This window comes from Chitinophaga sp. W2I13, from assembly GCF_050434005.1.
Lineage (GTDB): Bacteria > Bacteroidota > Bacteroidia > Chitinophagales > Chitinophagaceae > Chitinophaga.
The window spans coordinates 5745013-5766938 of record NZ_JBNPWD010000001.1 but is presented as its reverse complement, the minus strand read 5'-3'; the positions used below and the strand labels follow the sequence as shown (position 1 = coordinate 5766938).

The window sequence follows — 21926 nt, the reverse complement described above, 5'->3', positions numbered from 1 at the left end:
AAATCAGTAACCTGTATTTATGAAGATAAATCCGAATAGAAAGGGCCTCGTGATCGGGGCCTTGTTTACCGCCATCTCACTGATGCTGGTCGCCACCGTAATAGCGCCTGCCCTGGCAGTGCTTCCCGGCTACCCGGTGGAAAAAATGGTGGCCCGTATCGCAGGCGGCCTATCAGATCATCACGTTCAATTGCTCACCATCCTGGTACTGGCGGTCATCTTTCTTTTAATATTAATACCCGCTTTAATACTCATCCGTTCATCCACCCCTCCCAACGAGGCTATTGTCAGCGGGAAAATCATCCTCCTGATGGTGCTCCTGTACATGATTGTACATCCCCTTGTCTTCTATATCTTTTCCTATGCGAAAGCATGGAACTCCAAAGATGCGCAATACCTGATGGCCGCTTTGGTAACCGTTCCGTTCAGCAGCTTTGCCTTTGTGATCGTGGGCGCCGTCATCGACGCCATAAAAAAAAGAAACTAGCCGCACCGGTTGCCACAAAACCTTGTAAAAACTCCTGGATTCCTTTATATTGAGTCCTTATTTCCAGCCCAAGCCGCCGGAAATAAGGATTTTGCAGCGTGTAAGATTTAAAATAATGCAGACCAATTCCCGTTTTATTACAATAAATTCCAATCAATGGCAGTGACAAGAAGAGCTGCGCTCAAGCAGCTGCTGTATGTTTCAGCCGGTATGGCCATATTGCCTGCCTGTTTACAACATACCAGCAGAACATCATTAACATTAAAGAACATTTCGGTAGACGGCGACCAGGAAAAAATGCTGGCCGAACTCGTGGAAACAATCATTCCCGCCACCACCACGCCAGGCGCCAAAGAACTGTCCGCCCATCTCTTTACCCTCATTATGATGGACGACTGCTATAAAAAGGAAGACCAGCAAAAATGGCTCAGCGGCATGAAAGCATTTGAACAGGCCTCCAGGAAATTAAATGGGCATACCTTCCTGGAAAGCACGCCAACACAACGCGAGTCCCTCCTTAGTGCCTTTGAGGCCGCTAAAGATGATAAGGACGATGCCGCTTTTTTTTACCGCGCTACCAAACGTCTTACCATTGAGGCATACACCAGCTCTAAATATTTCCTTACCAAAGTAGATATCTACGAACTGGTACCCGCACGATACCACGGTTGCGTACCGCTGAAACCCATTACCCGGAAGCTTGCCTAACTATTAACTGTATGAGTAAAGATAATACCAGCCTGCAAAACCGTACGTTCGATGCCATTGTTATTGGCTCCGGCATCAGCGGCGGATGGGCAGCAAAAGAATTCACAGAAAAAGGTTTAAAAACACTGGTGCTGGAAAGAGGCCGTGATGTGAAACACTTAAAAGACTATCCCACTACCAGCCAGTTCCCCTGGGAATTTCCCCACCGCGGCCAGGTACCGGAAGCCATTCAGGCTGCCAACCCCGTAATCAGCCGCTGCTACGCCTATAAAGAAGATGCCATGCACTTCTTTGTGAAGGATACCGACCATCCTTATGGTCAACCCAAACCGTTCGACTGGATCAGGGGATACCAGGTAGGCGGTAAATCACTGATGTGGGCCCGGCAAACACAACGCTGGAGCGACTTTGACTTTGAAGGCCCCGCCCGCGACGGCTTCGCCACCGATTGGCCTATCCGCTACAAAGACATTGCCCCCTGGTATAGCTACGTGGAAAAATTTGTAGGCATCTCCGGAAACAAAGATGGCCTTCCCCACCTCCCCGATGGAGAATTCCTTCCACCACTGGAGCTTTCCTGCGTAGAGAATTATTTTAAGGACTTTGTAAAAGATAATTATAAAGACAGGCACGTGATATACGCCCGTTGCGCCCATTTAACGCAACCACAGCAGATCCACCTGGACCAGGGCAGGGGACAATGCCAGAAAAGGGATCTTTGCCAGCGTGGATGCCCGTTTGGCGGCTATTTCAGCAGCAACTCCTCCACTATTCCCTGGGCAGAAAAAACCGGTAACCTTACACTCCGCCCTTTTTCTGTAGTGCATTCCATCATATATGACGAACAAAAAGGAAAAGCCACCGGCGTACGGGTAGTGGATACCAACACCAAAGAAATGATGGAGTATTACGCAAAAGTAATTTTCGTAAACGCCGCCGCCGTAAATACCAACGCGGTGCTGCTGAACTCCACCTCCCACCGCTTCCCGAATGGCCTCGGCAACGATAGCGGCGTGCTGGGAAAATATTTCGCCTTTCATAATTACCGCGGTCATATCAGCGGACAATATGACGGATTCAAAGACTCTACCACCGATGGCCGCAGCCCTACCAGCGCGTACCTACCCCGCTTCCGTAATGTACACAAACAGGAAACAGATTTCCTGCGTGGATATGCAGCAGGCTTCTCCACCGGCAGAGGCTCGCATACCAATACCAACGGCTTTGGTAAAACACTGAAAGACCAGCTCTTTAACAGCGAAACAGGCCCCTGGTACGTTGGCTCCCACATGATGGGCGAAACCATCCCCAAAGAAATCAGCACCGTTACGCTGGACACCCAAAAGAAAGATGAATGGGGCATCCCGCAAATCAATATCAACGTAGGCTACGACGATAATGATGAAAAAATGCTGAAGGACTTCTTTGAACAGATGACCGAAATGTTTACCAAAGCAGGTTTTACCAATATACATACCGGCGACTCCAAACAGGCGCCCGGACTGGATATTCACGAAATGGGCGGCGTACGTATGGGCAACGATCCGAAAACATCCATGCTGAATAAATGGAACCAGATGCACGCATGTAACAACGTGTTTGTAACCGATGGCGCATGCATGACCTCCACTTCCACGCAGAACCCGTCGCTCACCTACATGGCGCTCACCGCGAGAGCAGTGGATTATGCCGTGCAGCAACTGAAGAAGGGAGAGATATAAACAGGTTTGATATTTTTTGAAAACCGGGTGCAGCATTGCACCCGGTTTTTTTATTTAATTTGCGCAAATGAAACCTGTTAATGAACTGATAAATACAAAAGAACCAGGCTGGGACCTGGTAAAGGAATGGATCAAAGATGGCAACAACCATATAGAAATTCTCCCTAAAGATAACGCCCGCGCAGAGCAGGCTTTATATCAAACCCAGGTAACCACCCGCTCCCCGATGGGCGCCATCATCTATGAAACCGGCGGACTACTCGTAGATCATGGATGGATACGGGTACTCGGCTCCGGTCATGATAAACTGGATCGTACATTGCCTGCCTGGAATGATGGAAAATCGTATACGCATTCAGGTGAGCAACCGGGCTTTTTATTAATAGCAGATGATGTGGTAGGAGGCTTCTTCGCCATCAATGCCGGTGGCATTGCCGCACAGGAAGGTATTGGCAGCGTGTTTTACTTTGCCCCCGATACATTGGAATGGGAAAATATGGAGATCAGTTACAGCGATTTTATTTCCTTCTGCTGCTCCGGCGACATTAATGGTTTCTATGAAGCCTTCCGCTGGAAAGGCTGGCGTGAAGACCTGGCAGCCCTGAACGGCAACCAGGCATTCAGCTTTGTGCCATTCCTGTTTACAAAAGAAGGAAAAGACATGGACAACGCGAGTAAAAAAGCCGTGCCGGCGGAGGAACTATGGTTCCTGCAAATGGATCTGCAAAAACAATTCGGGCATTAAATACTACCTGAAAAACCAGTACAGCACTGCCATCAGCAGCAGCAACACCGTGGATAATACTTTGTAATTGGCAAGACCCGGCCACCCTTTTACCCGCAAGGGCGCCAACGGGCTTTCCCAGTAAAGGCGATTGCTTTCAGCGGTATGCTGCACAGGGAATACAAATGACAATACCACCTGCAGTACCACACAAACCACGAACAGGTAAAAAGCCACCATCAGCGGCGGTATGTTAATAGGATAAAGTTTACCTGCAAGATATACCCCCGCTCCCAATGCCGATCCTATCCACAAAGTATATTGCGCCGAAAGGGAAGAGGCTTTTTTCCAGAACACCCCCAACAGGAACACGCAGGTGATAGGCGGCGCAATATGCGATATAACGTCGTTAATGCCGTTAAAAAGGCTCTCATACCTGTTCAATAGTGGTAGTAGCCCGATGGATAGAAACAGGGCTAAAACCGCCGCAATACGGCCTGTTTTCACGAGCTGCCGGTCGGTTGCCTGCGGACGGTTCCGCTTGTACAGATCATAACTCACCAGCGTGGCAATAGAATTCAGCGCACCGGAAATCTGGCTCATCAGGCCGGACAGCAATGCCGCTACCAGCACGCCTACCAGCCCGGTAGGCACCAGCCGCGTAATCATAACGGAATAAATGCCTTTCGTATGCAGCTGCCCATCCGCCTGCCGCAATACTTCCAGGTCCAGGTGCCCCTGTTTGAACAGCACATACGCCAGCAACCCGGGGAGAATGAAAATGAAAACAGGTAACACTTTTATAAAGCCACAAAACAACGCGCCAGTGCGTGCATGATGCTCGTCCTTCGCACCCAGTACCCGCTGCACAATCGTTTGATCGGCACACCAGTACCAGATGCCAATAACCGGGTAACCCAGGAATACCGCATACCAGGGTAATCCATTCGGATCGCCCGCCGGGTGCAACATCGACAATTTATCCATCTGGTGGCCTTCCTGCAATACCTGCACCACCGGCTGCCAGCCGCCTACCTTCCACCACGACAATACCGTGATGATCACTGCGCCCGCCAGTAACACCACCGTTTGCACGGACTCAGTTACCACCACGGCCCGGAGCCCGCCTACGATCGTGTACGCGCCTGTTACCAGCGCAATGAGAATAATGCTGGTAAACATGTTTATGCCAAACAACGTTTCCAGCACAATACCTCCGGCCAGGAACGAAAACGCAATATGAATCACAATCGCCGACACTACAGAAACAATCGCCAGCCAGTCGCGACACGCCCTGTTGTAACGCCGCTCCAGGAAATCCGGCAATGTAGCCACCCCTGAACGGATGTAAAACGGAATAAAGAAAAGAGCCAGCAATATCAACGTAAAGGCGGCCATCCATTCAAAGTTACCCGCCAGCAACCCCGTATCAAAGCCACTTTGAGCAAGACTTACCAGGTGCAGGCAGGAAATATTGGTAGCAAACAAGGCCATGCCTATCATAGGCCAGCGCAATGATTTTCCTGCCAGGAAATATTCTCCCGCCGCGGAATCATTCTTCTTGCCGGATAACCCGGCCCAGAAGCCCAGTCCTACAATAAAGGCCACATAGCAGATGCTGATGATAATATCGGTAGTAGCGATCATCCGGGAAATGTATTAAGGGAAAGCAGATCACAACTGCTGCCCGGTGTTTCAGGCGTCTGGTAAAAGCCGTCTGTAATAAGTGCCGGGTGAACAAAGTGCTTACGCAGGTGCGGTATATGCTCCAGGAATAACGCCTCATGTCCCATCCCGATATGATTGAACAATACAAGATGCTGATGTAGCTGTCCCATATCACCCACGTGCGGCACCACCGGCACCCCAAACTTTTTACACAACAGGCTTACCGTAATAAATTCACTCACACCCCCTACCCTTACTGCATCTACCTGTATAAACCCGGCACTGCCTGTTTGCAGATAATTTTTGAAGATCACTTTATTGGGTACATGTTCTCCTAACGCCAGTTTCACGGGGTTCAATGCATCCGCCAGCGTTTTATGCGCAAGGATATCATCCGGGTGCGTGGGCTCCTCTATCCAGTAAGGATTAATAGCGGTTAGTCTTTTACCAATAGCAATTGCCTGCGGCAGATTCCATTGCTGATTGGCATCCACCATCACTTTGATCTCATCGCCAACGGCATTTCTTACAATATGCGCTCTTCGTATATCCGTTTCCGGGTCTTTTGCCCCTACCTTTAATTTCAATGCCCGGAAGCCATTGTCCAACGCACGTTTGCAATTCGCTTCCAGCTGATCATCCGGATAATTAAACCACCCGGCAGAGGTATCGTAGGCGGGATAACCCGTGCGCAGCACGCCTTCCCGCGCGCCCCTGGAAGCCTGCATCTCCGTTAACATCCGGATCGCTTCTTCGCGGGACAATACATCTTCCAGGTAGGACAGGTCCAGCGTGTTCACCAGCTGTTCCGGCGTAAGATCCAGCAACAATTTCCATAACGGTACCTGCTGCTGTTTGGCCCACAGGTCGTAGCACGCATTGGTTACCGCAGCGAGCGCCAGGTGCACCACTCCTTTGTGAGGGCCCAGCCAGCGGAATTGCTGCTCATCGGAACGTTGTTTAAACCAATCGCCGAACGAAGCCATCACTTCCGGCAGTTCTTTTCCTACGAGTTTTTCGCCGTAGAACCGCGCAGCAGCGCATACCAGCTCGTTACCCGCTCCCAGGGTGAAAGCCAGGCCTGTACCACAATTACCTTTATCGTCGTATAAACAAGCTACCGTGTACGAGTATACGGGATTCTGATGTATGGCATCACTGCCGGCGCCACCTGTTAAAGGGAACCGGGCATCTTTTACAACTATCTTACTGATCATTTTATTTTTTTCATTTTATGGGTGCAACACTCAGCGCCGACTTATCCGTTTCCAATACCACCACGTTGTCATTGGCATCGGGTAATACAGCGGGCAGTGTTATCGTGAACTGATCGGCAGCTGTAGTCAGCTTCACTGCAACGCCTTTCAGCAGGTATGCTTTAGTAATTTTCACACCCGGCATAGCCGGAACTTCAATGGTTTGCTGTGCCGCATCAAAAACATGCAGGTATACTTTATTGCCACTCCGCGTAGCCGCATACTTACTGTTGGGATTGTAAGGACCGCCATGCGTATTATAAATAGCAGCGCCATACTTACGGAGCCAATCGCCCATTTCCTTCAAACGTGCTACCTGTGCAGGTTCTATGGCGCCATCGGAGCGGGGACCCACATTAAATAATAAGTTACCGTTACCACCGGCTACTTTCGCCAGTGTTTGAATACAGGTTTGCAGCGACTTCATTTTATCATCCGGCTTCCAGGCCCATTGCTCACAAATGGTCATACAGGTTTCCCAGGGCGTGTTCATGTCCAGGTCGCCGATGCGCTGCTCCGGCGTATCAAAATCACCCAGGAAGGTAGCAGTACCCGATGCACCGGTGCCGGAAAATGCTTTCCCAAGGCGATTATTAATGATAAGATCTTTCTTCAGCGTTTTGAGATAAGCATATACATCCAGCGCCATCTCCGGCGTCCACACACTTTCCCAGGGACCATCAAACCACAGCATATAAGGATCGTAGCCCTCTACCAGTTCTTTCAGCTGGTGCTTCATATACACCACATACTGATCCATGCGTGCGTTTTTACGTATACCCTTCCCCGTTGTATCATCGGGGTTGTCTATCGGGTATTCCGGATGGTGCCAGTCGATCACCGAGTAATAAATACAGAACTTTATATTATACTTCTTGCATGTTTTTGCCAGCAGCCCTACTACATCTTTCTTAAACGGGGTAGCGGTAATATTATAGTCGGTATAGGCAGATGGCCATAAACAGAAGCCATCATGATGCTTGGCAGTAATGGTCAGGTATTTCATACCTGCCTCGCTGGCCGTTTTTACCCATTCCTCTGCATTAAATTTCACGGGATTAAACTGGCGGTATAAGGTGTCATAGTCTGCAGCCGGTACCTTGCTATGGCGCGACCAGCCTATTTCCGTACCCCGCAGGGTTACAGGCCCCCAGTGGATAAACAGGCCAAAGCGCAGGTCCATAAACTGGTCCATAACTTTTTTGCTGGTCAGTATCTTGGGATCCAGCTGTGCATTTGTCTGGGCTTTGCCCTGGAATGCCAGCAACAACAAACAGAAAGTAGCTAATTTTTTCATTGTTCACTTTATTTTATAAGGTATGCTTATATCCAAGTTCTGCCCCGCCGCTTACCGGCATTATGCAGCCGGTAATAAACCGCGCCTGCTCAGATAACAGGAACGCACACACGTCGGCGATCTCATCTGCTTCAGGGCAATATCCCAACGCGTGGATGCCATCAAGATACTGCTCTATACGCGCCGGCTCCGGCTGTTCGCTGCGCCACCGGCGCAACATTGGCGTCCATACGCCTGCCGGGGCCACTGCATTTACCCGGATGCCATCTGCGGCATAGTCGAGCGCCATTGCTTTGGTAAGGGCATTCACCGCTCCTTTACTGCCCGCATAGGCTGCGTGGTTTTCCTGGCCGATGTCCCCTACCATACTGCTGGTGTTAAGGATGCAGCCACGGGACGCTTTCAGCGCAGCAATGCCATACCGCGTGGTGTAGTAGATACCCCGCACGTTTACATTCATTACCTGTTCCCATTCTTCGTCGGTGGTATCATGCAAAGGTTTCGAGGGACTGGCAATACCCGCATTATTGTGAATGGCATGCAGTACGCCGAACGTTTGTAATAGGTTGTGAATGGCCAGCTCTATAGCAGCACCGCTGTTAAGATCTGCCCGGATGAAAATATGCGGCGCCCCCATCAGCTCCTTCAAACGCTGCAATGCTGCTGCGTCTTTATCAATCACCGCTACAGTCGCGCCCTGTTTTGCATAAACCTGCGCACAAGCCTCACCAATGCCCGATGCGCCGCCGGTAATCAGCACTATTTTATCTTGCAGTATCATCATTTTTCATTTTCCGTGGATAATTCAAAAGTAAGCAGGGATAAGGTAGGTCATCCCGGTGAAATTGACTTAAATCAACACTATTTTGACTTATTTACTGAATTTACCTATTTTAGATGGATAATATGAAGCCTCTTTTTGCCATACCGGGCGATAAAGCCCTCGAACAAAAGGTATACCTGATCAAGGAAATTACGCAACCGTATTTTTCCACGGAGTTTCATTTCCATCACGAATGCCAGCTGGTATATGTAGTGGAAAGCGCCGGCCGCCGTATCATTGGCGACAACATCAGCTACTTTGAAAGCGGGGAACTGATATTCGTAGGCTCCGGTACCCCTCACGTATGGCATAATGAACAGAAGTATTTTGAAGGAAAAGATAAACTACAGGCAAGGTCGCTGGCATTGTATATTTCACCGGACCTGCTGGTAGAGCATCTTAGTCCCTTTGCCAATACCAGCACCGTTAAAACCTGGCTAAAAAAGGCGCAGCGGGGCATCCAGTTTCATGGCAAAGCTAAAGCGGAAATACTGGCATTAATGCGGCAGATGTTGGAACAGCAGGATTTGCTGCAAACCATCTCCTTTATGACCCTGATGCAAAAGATGATGGCCACCAAAGAATATAAACTCCTGGCCGGCACCAACTATGTAAACCTGTACAACGATAAAGACCAGTCGAGGATGGATGATATCTTCAAATATATTTTCCGTCACTTCAAAAGAGATATCCCGCTATCGGAAATAGCGGCTGTAGCTGGCATCAATGTGCACTCCTTCTGCCGCTTCTTTAAAAGCCGCACACAGAAATCATTTACCCATTTTGTAAATGAACTAAGAATCGGCTACGCCTGCAGACTGCTGCAGGAAAAAGAAATGTCGATGGTGGAATTGTCCAATAAGTGCGGGTACAGGAATACCACGCACTTTAACCGCTTCTTCAAAAAAATTAAAGGAAAAACCCCGAGAGAATACAAGAGAGAAGTTACTTCGCTGGATTAACTTATTTGTTCACCAGGAAATACACTACCCGGCAAACAGTAGCATCCCCTTCTTTTTGCAAACTAAGTATATGCCTGCCCGGCTTCAGGTCATCGCCCAATATAAGGTACCACGGCAGGTACAGGCTTTTACTCCACTGCGTGCGCAGATCCTTTTGCTGAACAGCACCGCCATCGATACGATAGCTGATTACACCTGCATCCGGACCGGAAACAATGCTGATGCCAATAGTCCTCCCGGTGAAAGGATAGTCAACACTGGCGCGCGCCGTGTCCGACACAAGCATTGGCACTTTCACAAATCCCGGGCGGGTACCTACGTTATCAGATGGCTCCCAGGAAGCAATAATGCGAAAACCATTCTGATGAACGGCGTCATGAATATCGCCATAGGCGCTGTTTTCATAATTGAGCGGATCCGCAGCGCGGGGCAGTTTCACGGATAATAAACGTTCCGGCGCCGGTGCGCTGAAATCTTCTTCCAGCAAACGTTTTATAGCGTTAAAATATAACTGCTGACCAAAAGGAGCAGGATGCAGGTCTTTAAAATCATCTTTCCAGGTAAACTCACGGGCATCAATGCGGGTCGTAATTTCTTTGGCAAGATTGATAAACGGCAGGTGGTATTTTTTGGCAAGATCTTCATGCACCTGCACTTCTACCGGCACTTTACCGGCGTGATAGTCGGCCATCTTATCCTCATCAACAAAAGCCATCAGTACAATATTCACCTGCGGATTCGCTTTCAGCGCATGACGGATGATCCCTTCCATAGCACGGCGCTGCGTTACTTCATTGGTACCATTCACCCGGTCGTTTACCGCCGCTTCCAGGAATAGCAGGTCGGTCTTCCCCTTGCCCAGCACATCTTGTTCAAACCGGAATGCATGCGGCAAGCTGCCCAGCGATGGAATACCTGCATTGATGAAACGGAAATCAGTTGCCGGATACGCCGCCGTAAGGTAATCGCACACCTTCGTACGCCAGCCTTCCATATTGGTGATAGAACCGCCCAGGAAAGTAACGGTAGCTCTTTTATCTGTTTTGATGTGATACCTTACGTTGTCAAGGCGACCGTAACGTGTGATAAATTTATCCTGCGCCTGTATACTAACGGTAACGACTATACTTAATATAAATCCTGCTATTTTCCTGATCATATTTTCGTTGGTTGTATCTCTTTTATGACCCCGTTGATCTTTACTTTTACTTTATGCGTGGCGGCGCCGCGGATCTTGTAATTGGTAACCAGGCCGTTTTTCCAGGTCATATCTACCGTATAATTACCGCGTGCTTTCAGTCCCTTTACCGTACCGGAAGCCTTCCACGCATCGGGTAAAGCTGGCAACAGGTCTATAAAGCCGGCATGACTTTGCAGCAGCATTTCAGCCAGTCCTGCTGCACCGCCGAAGTTACCATCAATCTGAAATGGAGGACCTGCGGAAAACAGGTTGGCATAAATGCCGCCACCCGCGCCATAGTTAATGTCTGTATTATAAGTGGGTTTGATCAGTCCTGCAAACAATTTAAACGCGCGGTTGCCATCGTGCAGTCTTGCCCAAAATAATAACTTATAGGCAATGGACCAGCTGGGGCCGTCGTCGCCCCTCACTTCCAGCGTTTTTTTGCAGGCTTCGGCCAGTTCCGGCGTGGCTTCCGGTGTAATCAGCGAAGCCGGGTACAATCCATACAAATGTGAAATGTGACGGTGCGTGGGTTCTGTCTCCTTGTACTCTTCCAGCCACTCCATTAATCGTCCGTCTTTCCCCACCCTGCCCGCAGGCGGCAGCTGTTTTAATTTCTCTGTCAGCGTGTTGGCAAGGGCCGCATCTTTCCCGAGTTTCCGGGCAGCGGTGATCACATTCATGAACAGCTCGCGGATAATCTGGTTATCAATAGTAGGACCGTTGCAGATACTGGCAGTTTGGCCGTTGGGCAGATAAAAAGAATTTTCAGGAGAAGAAGAGGGCGAAGTAACAAGCCATCCTGTTTTATCATCTTTTATCAGCATGCTGCTGTAAAATTCCGCAGAGCCCTTCAACACCGGGTATATATCTTCCAGGTATTTTTTATCATTGGTAAAAGCATAATGCTCCCAAAGATTATTACACAACCACCCCGACCCGGATTTGGTAACACCCCAGGAAGCGCTTTCTCCCGGTTCCGTGAAGCCCCATATATTGGTGATCACATGCGCCACCCATCCTTCTGCATTATAATAGGCTTTGGCAGTTCTTTCGCCGGGTTTCACCAATCCGTGTACCAGCTCCGCCAGTGGCAGGTTCAGCTCCGGCAGGTTGCTCACTTCCACCGGCCAGTGGTTCATCTGCACATTTACATCGAGGTGGTAGTCACCATTCCAGGGCGTCTGGATCTGGTTGGCCCACAGCCCCTGTAAATTAGGTGGCAGCAAACCTACGCGGGTACTGCTGATGCTCAGGTAACGGCCATATTGGTAAAACAATACAGGCAACCCGTTGTCCGCCGCCGGCGCTTTGTGAAAATTGATGAGCCGCTGATCGGTAGGCACCTGCTCCGCACTGGCGCCGCCCAATTCCATGCTAACGCGGTTGAATAAACGCTGAAAAGCAGCGATATGCTGTTGCTTCTGCTGCCCATAACCTTTATGCATGGCCGCAGCGAGCAATTGTTTGGTTTGTTCCCGGTAACCGGCATTTCTGAAATCGGTCGCGGTGGATACATACAGGATCACTTCTGTGGCATCTTTTATAACCAGTGTATCCCTGTCCGTTAGCAGCCGGCCATCTTTTAGCTTTGCCCGTACCCTGGTCAGGTATTTCATACCAGGGTTGGCAGTACCGCTTTTTAATTCGCCGGACATTTGCAGCTCCTGCCCTTCTGTGCCGATGGTGGCTCTTTCCGGGCGACTGATAGCTACCCGCATATTCAGCTGTCCGCCTTTACCAGCTGTTAGGCGGATCACGCCTACATCGCCGTTAAAGTCTGTAAAATATTCGCGCGTATAGGCGACCCCGTTAATAGTATAAGCTGTAGTGGCAATGGCCTCATTCAATGATAAAGCCCTTTCATAACGGGCAGGGGTATCCGCTGTAGGATAACTGAACTGCAGCGATAACTCGCCCAGCATCTGGAAACATCCGAAAGGCACATCCCCGGAGCCTTTGCCGGTACACACAAATGATTTATCCATCAGCGCCTGCGCCTCGTTATTCTTACCCTCAGCCAGCAGCTGCCGGATAGCAGGCAGTTGTTTGTACGCCTCGTAATTGTTGGCGTCCTGGGGCGCGCCGGACCAGAGTGTGATATCATTTAAAACGATCTTCTCCCGGGCGATACCGCCGTCCGGCATCATACCCAGGCGTCCATTCCCAAGTGGTACCGTTTCCTCCCAAACCTTTGCCGGCTTGTTATACCAGAGCCGTAAAGGCCGCTGCTGCGCTTCAGCGGTTGATGGCCGAAAACCGGCCATCAACACGATGCCGGCAATTACAATACGCCTGAAAGAAAAAAGTTGCTGACTCATGTTTTTCGGATAACGTTTTTGATGTAGCAGGCTGTGTCCCCGCTTGCTATTAATAATCTCCGACTGCGGCAGATCATAGGTATATGATTCTTCCGTGGAATTTGTATGCCATCAAAATTAACGGCAACGGGGTAACCGTGCTCCCTGAAAATTGACTAAAACAGACACTATATTGACTTAATATAGTATTTACATACTTTCAGACGGGTAAAATGAGTGCGTTATTTATTCCTCACCAGCGCGCGGATCTTTAAACAGGTGGGCATGGTGGAAAGGTAGCCATTGGCGGCAATAAAAGTGAAGATGAAACCCGTGCGCTTTTTATCGCGGTTTACCCAGGGATGGCTCCCAAAGGCGCCGGGGCTGCTGTTTTCGATCAATGCACCACCCGGACCGGTTACATCCCGCCAGTTGCCGGTGCCATAGAAATCTTTTGTATTTAGCAGTACCGCAGGATAAGGGGAATAGGTAACGGTAACATGGGCAGTCTGACTTTCCTCCATCGCTGTTACCGCTGCTTCGCTGAGCACACGGGCGCCGTTTGCAGCCACGCCTTTGTTCATGATCATGTCGAGAAAGCGGATATAGTCGTCCGGTGTGCTCCGGGCGCCGCCGCCTATCTGCGGATTGGCAGTAAGACCAAAATCAGTATTGGTCATGCCGCAGGGCGTAAATATTTTATCGGCAGCGAGGTCCTTCCAGCTTTTACCGGATGCCACTTCACAGATACGGCCGGCTACCTGCATACTTACGCCGCCATAATAAAAGGTAGTACCCGGCGGATTCAACAGCGCTACATTCCGCGCTATCCCATCTGCCGCCTGTGTAAGCGTAATCAATACATTGGATTCATATCCCTGGGAAGAATTTCCGGGGAAACCGGATGTATGGGAGAAGAGTTGCGCAATGGTGATATCTCCCTTATGATAAGTAGTAAAAACGGGCAGGTATTTTCCCACACTGTCAGTGAGCTTTATTTTTCCTTCGTCCACCAGGCTCATGATCACCGCCGCAGATAACCATTTGGAACAGGAGGCGATAAGCTGCCTGGTACTTCCGGTATAACCTCCAAATCCTTTGGCATATACCGTTTTCCCATTTTCATGAATCACTGCATAACACTTACCGGCGAAAGCCACAGGCACAGAATCGCTCAGCACCTGGTCCACATCACTGTAACCGGTGGCAATAATGGTTTGGGATTCACTTTTGGTGCATCCTGCCAGTAAGAAAATAACGGTAATAGCGGACAGGGAGTTCCGGAAGAAATCATTCATGTGACAGTTGTATTCAGTTGTAAGCTAAGAAATAACGCCAACTTATTCAACGTCCTCTTTTTAATTATATTGCGGTTGTATGAAATATAGCAATATTTTATTTGACCTCGATGGTACGTTGACAGATCCTAAAACCGGTATAACGAAATCTGTTCAGTATGCGTTGGCAAAGGCAGGCATCTTCGAACCGGACCTGCAAAAGCTCGTGCCGTTTATTGGTCCCCCGCTGCAGCAATCGTTCATCGATTATTATGGCTTTAGCGAATCACAGGCCTGGGAGGCCGTGGGCGCTTACCGGGAATATTTCAAAGAAACCGGTATTTATGAAAATGAACAATATGCAGGTATCCCGGAATTACTCACTGCGCTGCGGTCACAGGGGCGGCGGCTCTTTGTTGCCACTTCCAAGCCACAGGTATTTGCGGATATCGTGATCCGGCACTTTAACCTGGAGCCTTATTTTACGGCAGTGTATGGCAGCGAACTGGATGGTACCCGGTCAGATAAGGCGGAACTGATCCGCTATGTAATGTCCGAACAACAACTGAGCGCCGGCAACACCATTATGGTGGGCGACCGTAAACACGATATTATAGGCGCACAGAAAAACCGTTTACCTGCCATTGCAGTGGGCTACGGTTACGGCAGTACGCAGGAATTACAAGCTGCATTACCGGATTACATTTTTAACACCGTTAACGAATTACACGCCGGGTTTCCCTGATCAGCGCCAGTAGATCTCGATTTATATCCGCTACCCGGAGACCGCATTACGGCTCCGGGTAAAAAAAATCAGCCCTAATTGATTTATTAGCCCTTTATTAATGCACTGATTAGTGCCTCTCCCCTTAATTGCACCAGGAAACTTCCACGTTTCATTATCTGTAGCCCGGCATTATTCTAAGAAAACCACGGTAGCAAATCCGATAGTAATTCCTAATCATCATCAATTGTTCCACACATGAAAAACAAGTTGCATCTTCTCTTCGCAACCCTTGTTGCATTGTCTGTTGGCTGCTCCAAAAAAGAGGCCGTCAATTCACTCCAGTCGCTCAATGGCAAAAAATCAGGCGTCAACGCGCTGGGCTCTCCTGTAGGCGACGTAGTCGGCAAAATTACGGTAGGCTACCAGGGCTGGTTTGCCGCCAATGGCGATGGCTCCCCTATCAATGCCTGGTGGCATTGGACGCAGAACTGGGGCGCATCGCCTTCTTCCACGAATAATGGCATTAAGTCCTGGCCCGATGTAAGGGATTACAGCAGCACCTATCAAACCGCCTGGGCCAACCTGGGAAATGGTCAACCCGCGAAACTGTTCTCTTCTTTCAACGACCAAACCGTAAACACCCACTTTCTGTGGATGCAGCAAAACGGTATCGACGCCGCCGCACTGCAACGTTTTAACCCTAATGGCAGCGAAGGACCCGTACGCGACGCCATTACCGCAAAAGTGAAAACTGCCGCGGAAAACTATGGCCGCAAGTTCTACATCATGTATGATGTGAGCGGCTGGACTAACATGCAGTCGGAAATTAAAACCGACTGGACTACTAAAATGTCGGCCTACACCTCCTCCTCCGCTTACGCTAAGCAAAACGGCAAACCGGTGGTGTGTATCTGGGGCTTTGGCTTCAACGATTCCAATCACCCCTGGTCTGCCGCAGTATGCCTGGATGTGATCAACTGGTTCAAAAACCAGGGCTGCTATGTAATCGGCGGTGTACCTACGCATTGGCGTACCGAAACCAGCGATTCCAGACCTGGCTTCCTCGCCACCTACAGCGCGCTGAATATGATTTCACCATGGATGGTAGGCAGGATCGGCAATATCGCTGATGTAGATAATTTTTATACCAATGTAAACACGCCCGACCAGGCTTATTGCAACAACAATGGTATCGACTATCAGCCCTGCGTACTGCCGGGCGATTTGCAGGAACACCAGCGTGCACATGGCGACTTCATGTGGCGCCAGTTTTACAACATGGTACGGGTAGGCGCCCAGGGTATTTACATTTCTATGTTCGACGAATACAATGAAGGCAACCAGATCGCCAAAACAGCGGAAAACACCTCCTTCATTCCCGCAGGTTCCAACTTCGTAACCCTGGATGAAGATGGCGTGGTTTGCTCCGCCGATTACTACCTGCGTTTGACCGGCGACGGGGGTAAAATGCTGAAAGGCCAAATCGGCCTGACTGCCACCCGCCCTACTGCGCCGGTAGTGGGCGGAGGCGGCGGCGCGCCGGTCGGACAAACCATTACCCTCAAAAGCGCCAATAACCTGTACGTGTGCAGTGAAAACGGCGCCCAGCCCATGAACGCCAACCGCACCACGGCGCAGGGATGGGAACATTTCTCCGTGGTAAGCGCCGGCAGCGGCAAAGTGGCCCTGGTAAACAGTGGCTTCTATGTATGCTCAGAGAATGGAACCCAGGCCATGAACTGCAACCGTACCGCTATTGGTCCCTGGGAGCAGTTCGATTGGATCAGCAACAGCGATGGCACCATTTCCCTGAAAGGCAGCAATGGTAAGTATGTTTCCAGCGAAGGCGGCACACAGCCTATGACCTGCAATCGTACTACTATCGGGGCTACTGAAAAGTTCAGGGTAAACCAGTAAACATTCCCCTGTTTTAAATATTTGGTTATTTGGATATGGCGTTACATCATGCCGGGCTATCACAACAAAATATCCAAATAACCAAATAAAAAAACAAACAAATAGCCCTAATTTTAGCCCCGGTAATCAACTAGTATATCGAATGAATGAACGACCCGGTGATGTATTGATCAGCATAATTATAGCGACATATAATGCCGGTCAGCACCTCAGAGAATGCCTGCAATCTGTGAAGGAACAGACTGCGAAAGGAATCGAGGTGGTGATTGTAGACGGAGGCAGCACAGATGATACCCTGACTATCGTAAAAGAATCCGGCCTGGAAATGTTGAAATGGGTGAGTGAACCGGATAAGGGCATCTATGATGCACTCAATAAGGGCATCCGGATGGCAGGCGGAAACTGGTTATATTTTCTGGGCAGCGACGACCGCCTCCTGCCAGGCTTCAGTGAACTCTCGGCACATCTCAGCGATGATCACACCATTTACTATGGCAACAGCACCGGGTTCAATACAAATGGCCCCGTTGAATATCCGCTTTTACAGGGCAGCTTCAGCGAATACCGGCTCGCCAAGTATTGTATGAACCATCAATCCATTATCTACCCGAAAAGCGTTTTCCGGAAATATTCCTACGACCTGCAATATAAAGTGCTGGCTGATTATGCCCTTAACCTCCTTGTTTGGGGCGACCGCACCTTTAAGAAGCAGCATTATCCTGTTACCATTGTACTGTATAACATGACGGGATTTTCCTCCGGCAATAAAGACACACAATTTTTAAAAGATAAATTACAACTGATCCGCAGGGGAATGGGCTGGTGGATGTATGTGCGTATGCTGCTGAAGCGTTACAGGAAAAAGCTGCTGCGGGAAGAAGACCTCTGGGCGCCGTAAGGAATGTAGCCTGATTTATCTACTGTTATCTGTTAAGTATGAAACTCACCATAGATGTTGTAATGCCTTCCTTCCGGCTGGAGGAAAAATATGTGCTCCCGGTGCTTCGCCTGCCGAGGCCGGATAATGTTGTCATTAAGTTTTACCTGATGGCAGATAACCCCAATATAGTACCTGCCGAAAGTATCCGGGAACTGGCAGACAACGACCAGGTGTTTCTTTATATCAATGAAAAAAATCTGGGTGCTTCCGGTACCCGGAACCGTGGTATAACCGTTTCAAAAGGCGACTGGATCCTGTTCCTGGACGATGATGTAACGGTAACAGATGACCTCCTGTTCAGGTATGCCGCTGCTGCCGCCGCATATCCGGATGAAACCGGGTTCATTGGCCTTATCCATTTGCCGCCACCACCCAGTGATTTTGCCATGGCGCTTATCGTTAACGGCAATGTAAATATCTTTTCTGTGGCAGCGAATAAGCCCTCCTTTACCTGGGGCGCAACGGCGAATATCATGGTAAAAAGAAGTGCAGTGGGCGATGTGCGCTTTTCTACCGACTATCCAAAAGCCGGCGGCGGTGAAGATGTGGATTTCTTCCTGCATGTACGCGACAATAACAACAAACGGAATTTCAGATCACTGCCGGAAGCGGCTGTTACGCATCCCTGGTGGGATGATGGCCGCGCTAACTACAAACGTCCTTACCGGTATGGCCTTGGCAACAGCCGTTTGGGTAAATATAATCCAACTTATACCTACCGCAATTTGCCCAATACGCCCGAAACAATATTGCTTTGCGTTGGAATAACATTGGTGTTGCTGTTTACTGCACCCTATTGGACCATTCCGGTGTTGCTGTTTGCCATTGGTACCTTACCCGTGGAACTGGTGGCAACCGCGGTGATGACCAGGAAACGTTTCCCGGGCAGTTCCTTTCCGGTGATGTTTTATGTCACCACCCTGAAATTGTTAAACGATACAGGGGAACTATGGGGAAAGCTCACCCACGGCGAGCTTTCCAGGATCACTGAACGTTTTGATGATACCGGCACTATTAAGAAGAATATCTTCTTCAAAACGAATACCTACAAAATAGTAAAGTGGGTATTATATCTCTTGTTGCTTATGCTGATCCTTATTATCTGGCATAAGCCCTGATCTGCAAAGACGATGGATTAGGCAACGTTACTTCCACACCTGTTTTCTTTAGCAGCCCGCTTTTCTGATCCCTTTTAAAAACAACAATATTCCCCGTTTTCTGGTTGGCTACCAATAAAAACCTGCCCGTAGGATCGATTACAAAATTCCGGGGATGTTTACCCTGCGTGGATTCAACGCCTATTTGTTTCAGTCGTCCGTTCCGCTGGTTAATGGAATAGATAAATATACTGTTGGCATCTTCCCTGGTAGAAGCATACAGGAAGCGGCCATCGGGGGAGATATGGATATCAGCGCTGCCATAGTCGGCCTGTTTTTTTTCCAGGCGGGCATCTACCCGTTGGAAGCTATCCAGTTTACCGGCGTGGTACTGGTATGCCGTAACGGTGCCGCTGATTTCTTCAATACAATAAGCCATTGGCAGCCGGGGATGAAACGTGATATGCCGGGGACCGCTGCCGGGAGTGGTACGGGCAAACGGCGGACTGGCCGGCTGCAGCGGCTCAGCCGCTTCCGGTGCCAATTGATAGGCATAGATCTTATCTGCACCGAGGTCCGGAAAAAAAGCATATTTACCGTCAGGAGAAAAAACCGCCGCGTGGATATGCGAGCTCAGTTGCCGGCTACGTACAACGCTGCTGTCTTTAAAAGCAATGGTTTGTTTGGCGGGCGCTATATGTCCGCCGCTGGTGAGCGGGAAAATGGAAAGACTGCCACCGCTGTAATTAGCACAGATAAGCCATTTACCTGTTGGATCTACTCCCACATAGGCGGGATTATCGCCGCCGCTGTCCTGCCGGTCCACCAGTGTCACCGTTTCTTTAACACTGTCGAAAGCAAAACAGCTTACACCACCTACATTTGGCGTTTGCGCCTCCGAGCAGGCGTAAATATATTTCCCGTCAGGCGATAACGTAAGAAAAGAAGGATTGAGAATGCCTTTAGTGGCAGATACCTGTTGTAATGTACCGGTCTGATCGTTAAACCTGAACAGGTATACGCCATCTTTTTCCTTGTTGTGATTGTAACTTCCTACAAAGAGATAGAACTGCTGCGCATGTGTAGCAAGGCCGCCGAAAAACATAATAACGAAGGTAAAAAATATTTTACGTAGCAATGTGATGAGGATTTAAGCATGAAGATATCCTCTAAGATAATTATCTCCCGAAAAAAAACAGGGAAAATGTATAATAGACAAATTTGTCTATTATTAAAAAGATGCACTAACTTTGTATCATTATGGCACGACCAGGAAATCCGAAAGAAAAAATACTGGCTACCGCAGCGCGGTTGTTTTACGAACAGGGATATAACTCCACCGGCATTAACCAGGTACTGGAAGAAGCCGGCGTAGCCAAAGCCAGCCTGTACAGCCATTTTGGCTCCAAAGAAGAACTCGGACTGGCCTACCTGAAAGAAGCCAGAACGGCCTGGTTTGCCGGGATTACCGCCATGGTGGAGAAAAAAAAGACACCGGTGGAAAGACTTCTCGCCGTATTCGATTTCCTGGAGCAGCAGCTGCCACAACAGGATTTTAAAGGCTGCCGCTTTATAAACATGCTGGCGGAAATCGGCGACAGCCAGCCGGAGATGCAGCTACAGGTGCTGGAACACAAGCGTAAACTGCGGAAGTACCTGCATCAGTTGTTAATCGCTGTACCGGGACAAACAGCTGCACAGGCAGATACGGTTTACCTCCTGTTTGAAGGTGCTATTGTGGAAAGTAAAGTATACCGGGAGCTTTGGCCGGTGAAAACGGCGAAGAAAACCGTCCGGTTGCTGATAGGCCAGCCATAATATTTATCATCGCCCTGGGATCAGGGCTATTTTTATACCCTGTTATAGACAAATTTGTCTATAACTAAATACATATTCTCATGAATACAATTCCTGTCTTATCAGCAGCAACGGCCGCACCGGAGGCAAAGCCGGTACTGGAACAGGTAGCCCGCTCACTGGGCCGCATTCCCAACATGTACGGCGTAATGGCCCAATCGCCCGCCGTACTCGAAGCCTACGTACAATTCAGCAACGCACTCCGCAAAGGAAGTATCGGCAACGCCATGGCGGAAAGGATTGCCCTCGCCGCCGCGGAATATAACGGCTGCAGCTATTGCCTGTCGGCCCACAGCTACCTCAGCACCCGTACCGGCTTAACAGCAGCAGACATCCGCGATGCGCGGGAAATGAAAGCGGGCGACGAAAAAACAGATGCCGCCATGCAGTTCACCCGGCAGCTGCTCACCACCCCCCAAAGCCTGTCGGAAGCCAATGTCAGCACACTCCGCGCGGCCGGTTACACCGATGGCGCCATACTGGAAATCATTGCCAACGTGGTAAGAAATATCTTCACCAACTATCTCAACGTAGTAGCCGGCACGGAAGTCGACTGGCCTGAAGTGGTAACGCCTCTAAAACCCGCTGTTCATGAAAACGAATAACATCACCGTTACCGTCCACAAACCTTTTAACGGATTATTACTGAGCGCCAGGGAAGCCATTACCAGCAGCGGCTTCCTGCTGCTGCACGAAATTAACCCCCAGGCCATACTGGCCAGTCATGGCATCACCACCGCGCCCATCCGCCAGCTGTTGTTTTTCCACCCGGTATATATGCAGTCGTTGCTCCAAAATGACCCCGAAGCAGTGATAGAGGCGCCCCTTAAACTGGTGTTGCGGGAAACCGGCGAAAACACCACCGCAGTAAGCTACTTTGACACTGCACTGCACCTCCAGGGCTACCGCGGACTGGCACCGCTCCGCACCCGGCTGCAAACAGCAATGGAAAAGGTATTGGCACATTTATTTTAAAGACTGT

20 protein-coding genes are annotated in these 21926 nt (G+C 49.5%); 12 read left to right on the top strand and 8 right to left on the bottom strand.

What is annotated here, in order from left to right:
• Window positions 1–19: 19 nt before the first annotated feature.
• From QFZ48_RS23825 to QFZ48_RS23810, 4 genes are all read left to right on the top strand, one after another.
• Window positions 20–487: a hypothetical protein gene (locus QFZ48_RS23825; RefSeq protein ID WP_429048926.1), complete on the top strand. Its 468-nt coding sequence runs from the start codon at window positions 20–22 to the stop codon at window positions 485–487.
• 156 nt (window positions 488–643) lie between these two features.
• A complete protein-coding gene (locus QFZ48_RS23820; protein ID WP_429048928.1) occupies window positions 644–1195 on the top strand; it encodes a gluconate 2-dehydrogenase subunit 3 family protein in 552 nt (183 codons plus the stop codon).
• An 11-nt stretch (window positions 1196–1206) separates the two neighbouring features.
• Window positions 1207–2916 (top strand): GMC oxidoreductase, encoded by a 1710-nt coding sequence (locus tag QFZ48_RS23815; RefSeq protein WP_429048930.1) that lies wholly within the window; start codon window positions 1207–1209, stop codon window positions 2914–2916.
• A 67-nt stretch (window positions 2917–2983) separates the two neighbouring features.
• Window positions 2984–3661, top strand: coding sequence for a DUF2625 domain-containing protein (locus tag QFZ48_RS23810; RefSeq protein ID WP_429063959.1), 678 nt, complete (start codon window positions 2984–2986; stop codon window positions 3659–3661).
• 3 nt (window positions 3662–3664) lie between these two features.
• Here QFZ48_RS23810 and QFZ48_RS23805 read toward each other — a convergent pair whose 3' ends face one another.
• From QFZ48_RS23805 to QFZ48_RS23790, 4 genes are read right to left on the bottom strand one after another with little or no spacing between them, the layout of a single operon-like run.
• Complete coding sequence (locus QFZ48_RS23805; protein ID WP_429048933.1) at window positions 3665–5287, bottom strand: sodium:solute symporter; 1623 nt, start codon at window positions 5285–5287, stop codon at window positions 3665–3667.
• Window positions 5284–6525: an enolase C-terminal domain-like protein gene (locus QFZ48_RS23800; RefSeq protein ID WP_429063957.1), complete on the bottom strand. Its 1242-nt coding sequence runs from the start codon at window positions 6523–6525 to the stop codon at window positions 5284–5286. Before QFZ48_RS23800 ends, QFZ48_RS23805 begins: the two co-directional genes overlap by 4 nt.
• Window positions 6526–6535: 10 nt before the next feature.
• Window positions 6536–7861 carry an alpha-L-fucosidase gene (locus QFZ48_RS23795; RefSeq protein ID WP_429063956.1) on the bottom strand — a complete coding sequence of 442 codons (1326 nt, stop codon included), beginning with the start codon at window positions 7859–7861 and terminating at the stop codon, window positions 6536–6538.
• Window positions 7862–7874: 13 nt separating this feature from the next.
• Window positions 7875–8645, bottom strand: a complete 771-nt coding sequence (locus tag QFZ48_RS23790) for an SDR family NAD(P)-dependent oxidoreductase (RefSeq protein WP_429063955.1) — start codon at window positions 8643–8645, stop codon at window positions 7875–7877.
• Between the two features lie 122 nt (window positions 8646–8767).
• On the opposite strand from QFZ48_RS23790, the gene QFZ48_RS23785 reads away from it, so the two are divergent.
• Window positions 8768–9646, top strand: coding sequence for an AraC family transcriptional regulator (locus tag QFZ48_RS23785; protein ID WP_429048943.1), 879 nt, complete (start codon window positions 8768–8770; stop codon window positions 9644–9646).
• A 1-nt stretch (window position 9647) separates the two neighbouring features.
• Here the strand turns inward: QFZ48_RS23785 and QFZ48_RS23780 are convergent, their stop codons facing one another.
• From QFZ48_RS23780 to QFZ48_RS23770, 3 genes are all read right to left on the bottom strand, one after another.
• Window positions 9648–10805, bottom strand: a complete 1158-nt coding sequence (locus QFZ48_RS23780) for an SGNH/GDSL hydrolase family protein (RefSeq protein WP_429048945.1) — start codon at window positions 10803–10805, stop codon at window positions 9648–9650.
• Window positions 10802–13150 carry a glycoside hydrolase family 95 protein gene (locus QFZ48_RS23775; RefSeq protein WP_429063953.1) on the bottom strand — a complete coding sequence of 783 codons (2349 nt, stop codon included), beginning with the start codon at window positions 13148–13150 and terminating at the stop codon, window positions 10802–10804. The genes QFZ48_RS23780 and QFZ48_RS23775 overlap by 4 nt, the downstream gene beginning before the upstream one ends.
• Window positions 13151–13371: 221 nt before the next feature.
• On the bottom strand, window positions 13372–14427 hold the full coding sequence (locus QFZ48_RS23770) for a serine hydrolase domain-containing protein (RefSeq protein WP_429063952.1): 1056 nt from the start codon (window positions 14425–14427) through the stop codon (window positions 13372–13374).
• A 79-nt stretch (window positions 14428–14506) separates the two neighbouring features.
• Between QFZ48_RS23770 and QFZ48_RS23765 the strand changes: the two genes are divergently transcribed.
• From QFZ48_RS23765 to QFZ48_RS23750, 4 genes are all read left to right on the top strand, one after another.
• Window positions 14507–15151, top strand: coding sequence for an HAD family hydrolase (locus QFZ48_RS23765; RefSeq protein ID WP_429048951.1), 645 nt, complete (start codon window positions 14507–14509; stop codon window positions 15149–15151).
• Between the two features lie 237 nt (window positions 15152–15388).
• Complete coding sequence (locus QFZ48_RS23760; protein WP_429048953.1) at window positions 15389–17050, top strand: lectin; 1662 nt, start codon at window positions 15389–15391, stop codon at window positions 17048–17050.
• Between the two features lie 142 nt (window positions 17051–17192).
• The gene (locus QFZ48_RS23755; protein WP_429048956.1) at window positions 17193–17948 is read left to right on the top strand and encodes a glycosyltransferase family 2 protein; all 756 of its coding nucleotides are present in this window, start codon (window positions 17193–17195) and stop codon (window positions 17946–17948) included.
• Window positions 17949–17986: 38 nt separating this feature from the next.
• Window positions 17987–19108, top strand: a complete 1122-nt coding sequence (locus QFZ48_RS23750; protein ID WP_429048959.1) for a glycosyltransferase — start codon at window positions 17987–17989, stop codon at window positions 19106–19108.
• Here the strand turns inward: QFZ48_RS23750 and QFZ48_RS23745 are convergent.
• Complete coding sequence (locus tag QFZ48_RS23745; RefSeq protein WP_429063951.1) at window positions 19089–20225, bottom strand: lactonase family protein; 1137 nt, start codon at window positions 20223–20225, stop codon at window positions 19089–19091. The two genes, QFZ48_RS23750 and QFZ48_RS23745, sit on opposite strands and share 20 nt — an antisense overlap.
• A gap of 122 nt (window positions 20226–20347) precedes the next feature.
• On the opposite strand from QFZ48_RS23745, the gene QFZ48_RS23740 reads away from it, so the two are divergent.
• The 3 genes from QFZ48_RS23740 (at window position 20348) to QFZ48_RS23730 (ending at window position 21919) form a co-directional block, all read left to right on the top strand.
• Window positions 20348–20905, top strand: a complete 558-nt coding sequence (locus QFZ48_RS23740; protein ID WP_429063949.1) for a TetR/AcrR family transcriptional regulator — start codon at window positions 20348–20350, stop codon at window positions 20903–20905.
• Window positions 20906–20985: 80 nt separating this feature from the next.
• Window positions 20986–21549: a carboxymuconolactone decarboxylase family protein gene (locus QFZ48_RS23735; RefSeq protein WP_429063947.1), complete on the top strand. Its 564-nt coding sequence runs from the start codon at window positions 20986–20988 to the stop codon at window positions 21547–21549.
• Entirely contained in the window at window positions 21536–21919 is a 384-nt protein-coding gene (locus tag QFZ48_RS23730) for a DUF302 domain-containing protein (RefSeq protein WP_429063946.1), read from the top strand. The genes QFZ48_RS23735 and QFZ48_RS23730 overlap by 14 nt, the downstream gene beginning before the upstream one ends.
• The last annotated feature ends 7 nt before the right edge of the window (window positions 21920–21926 follow it).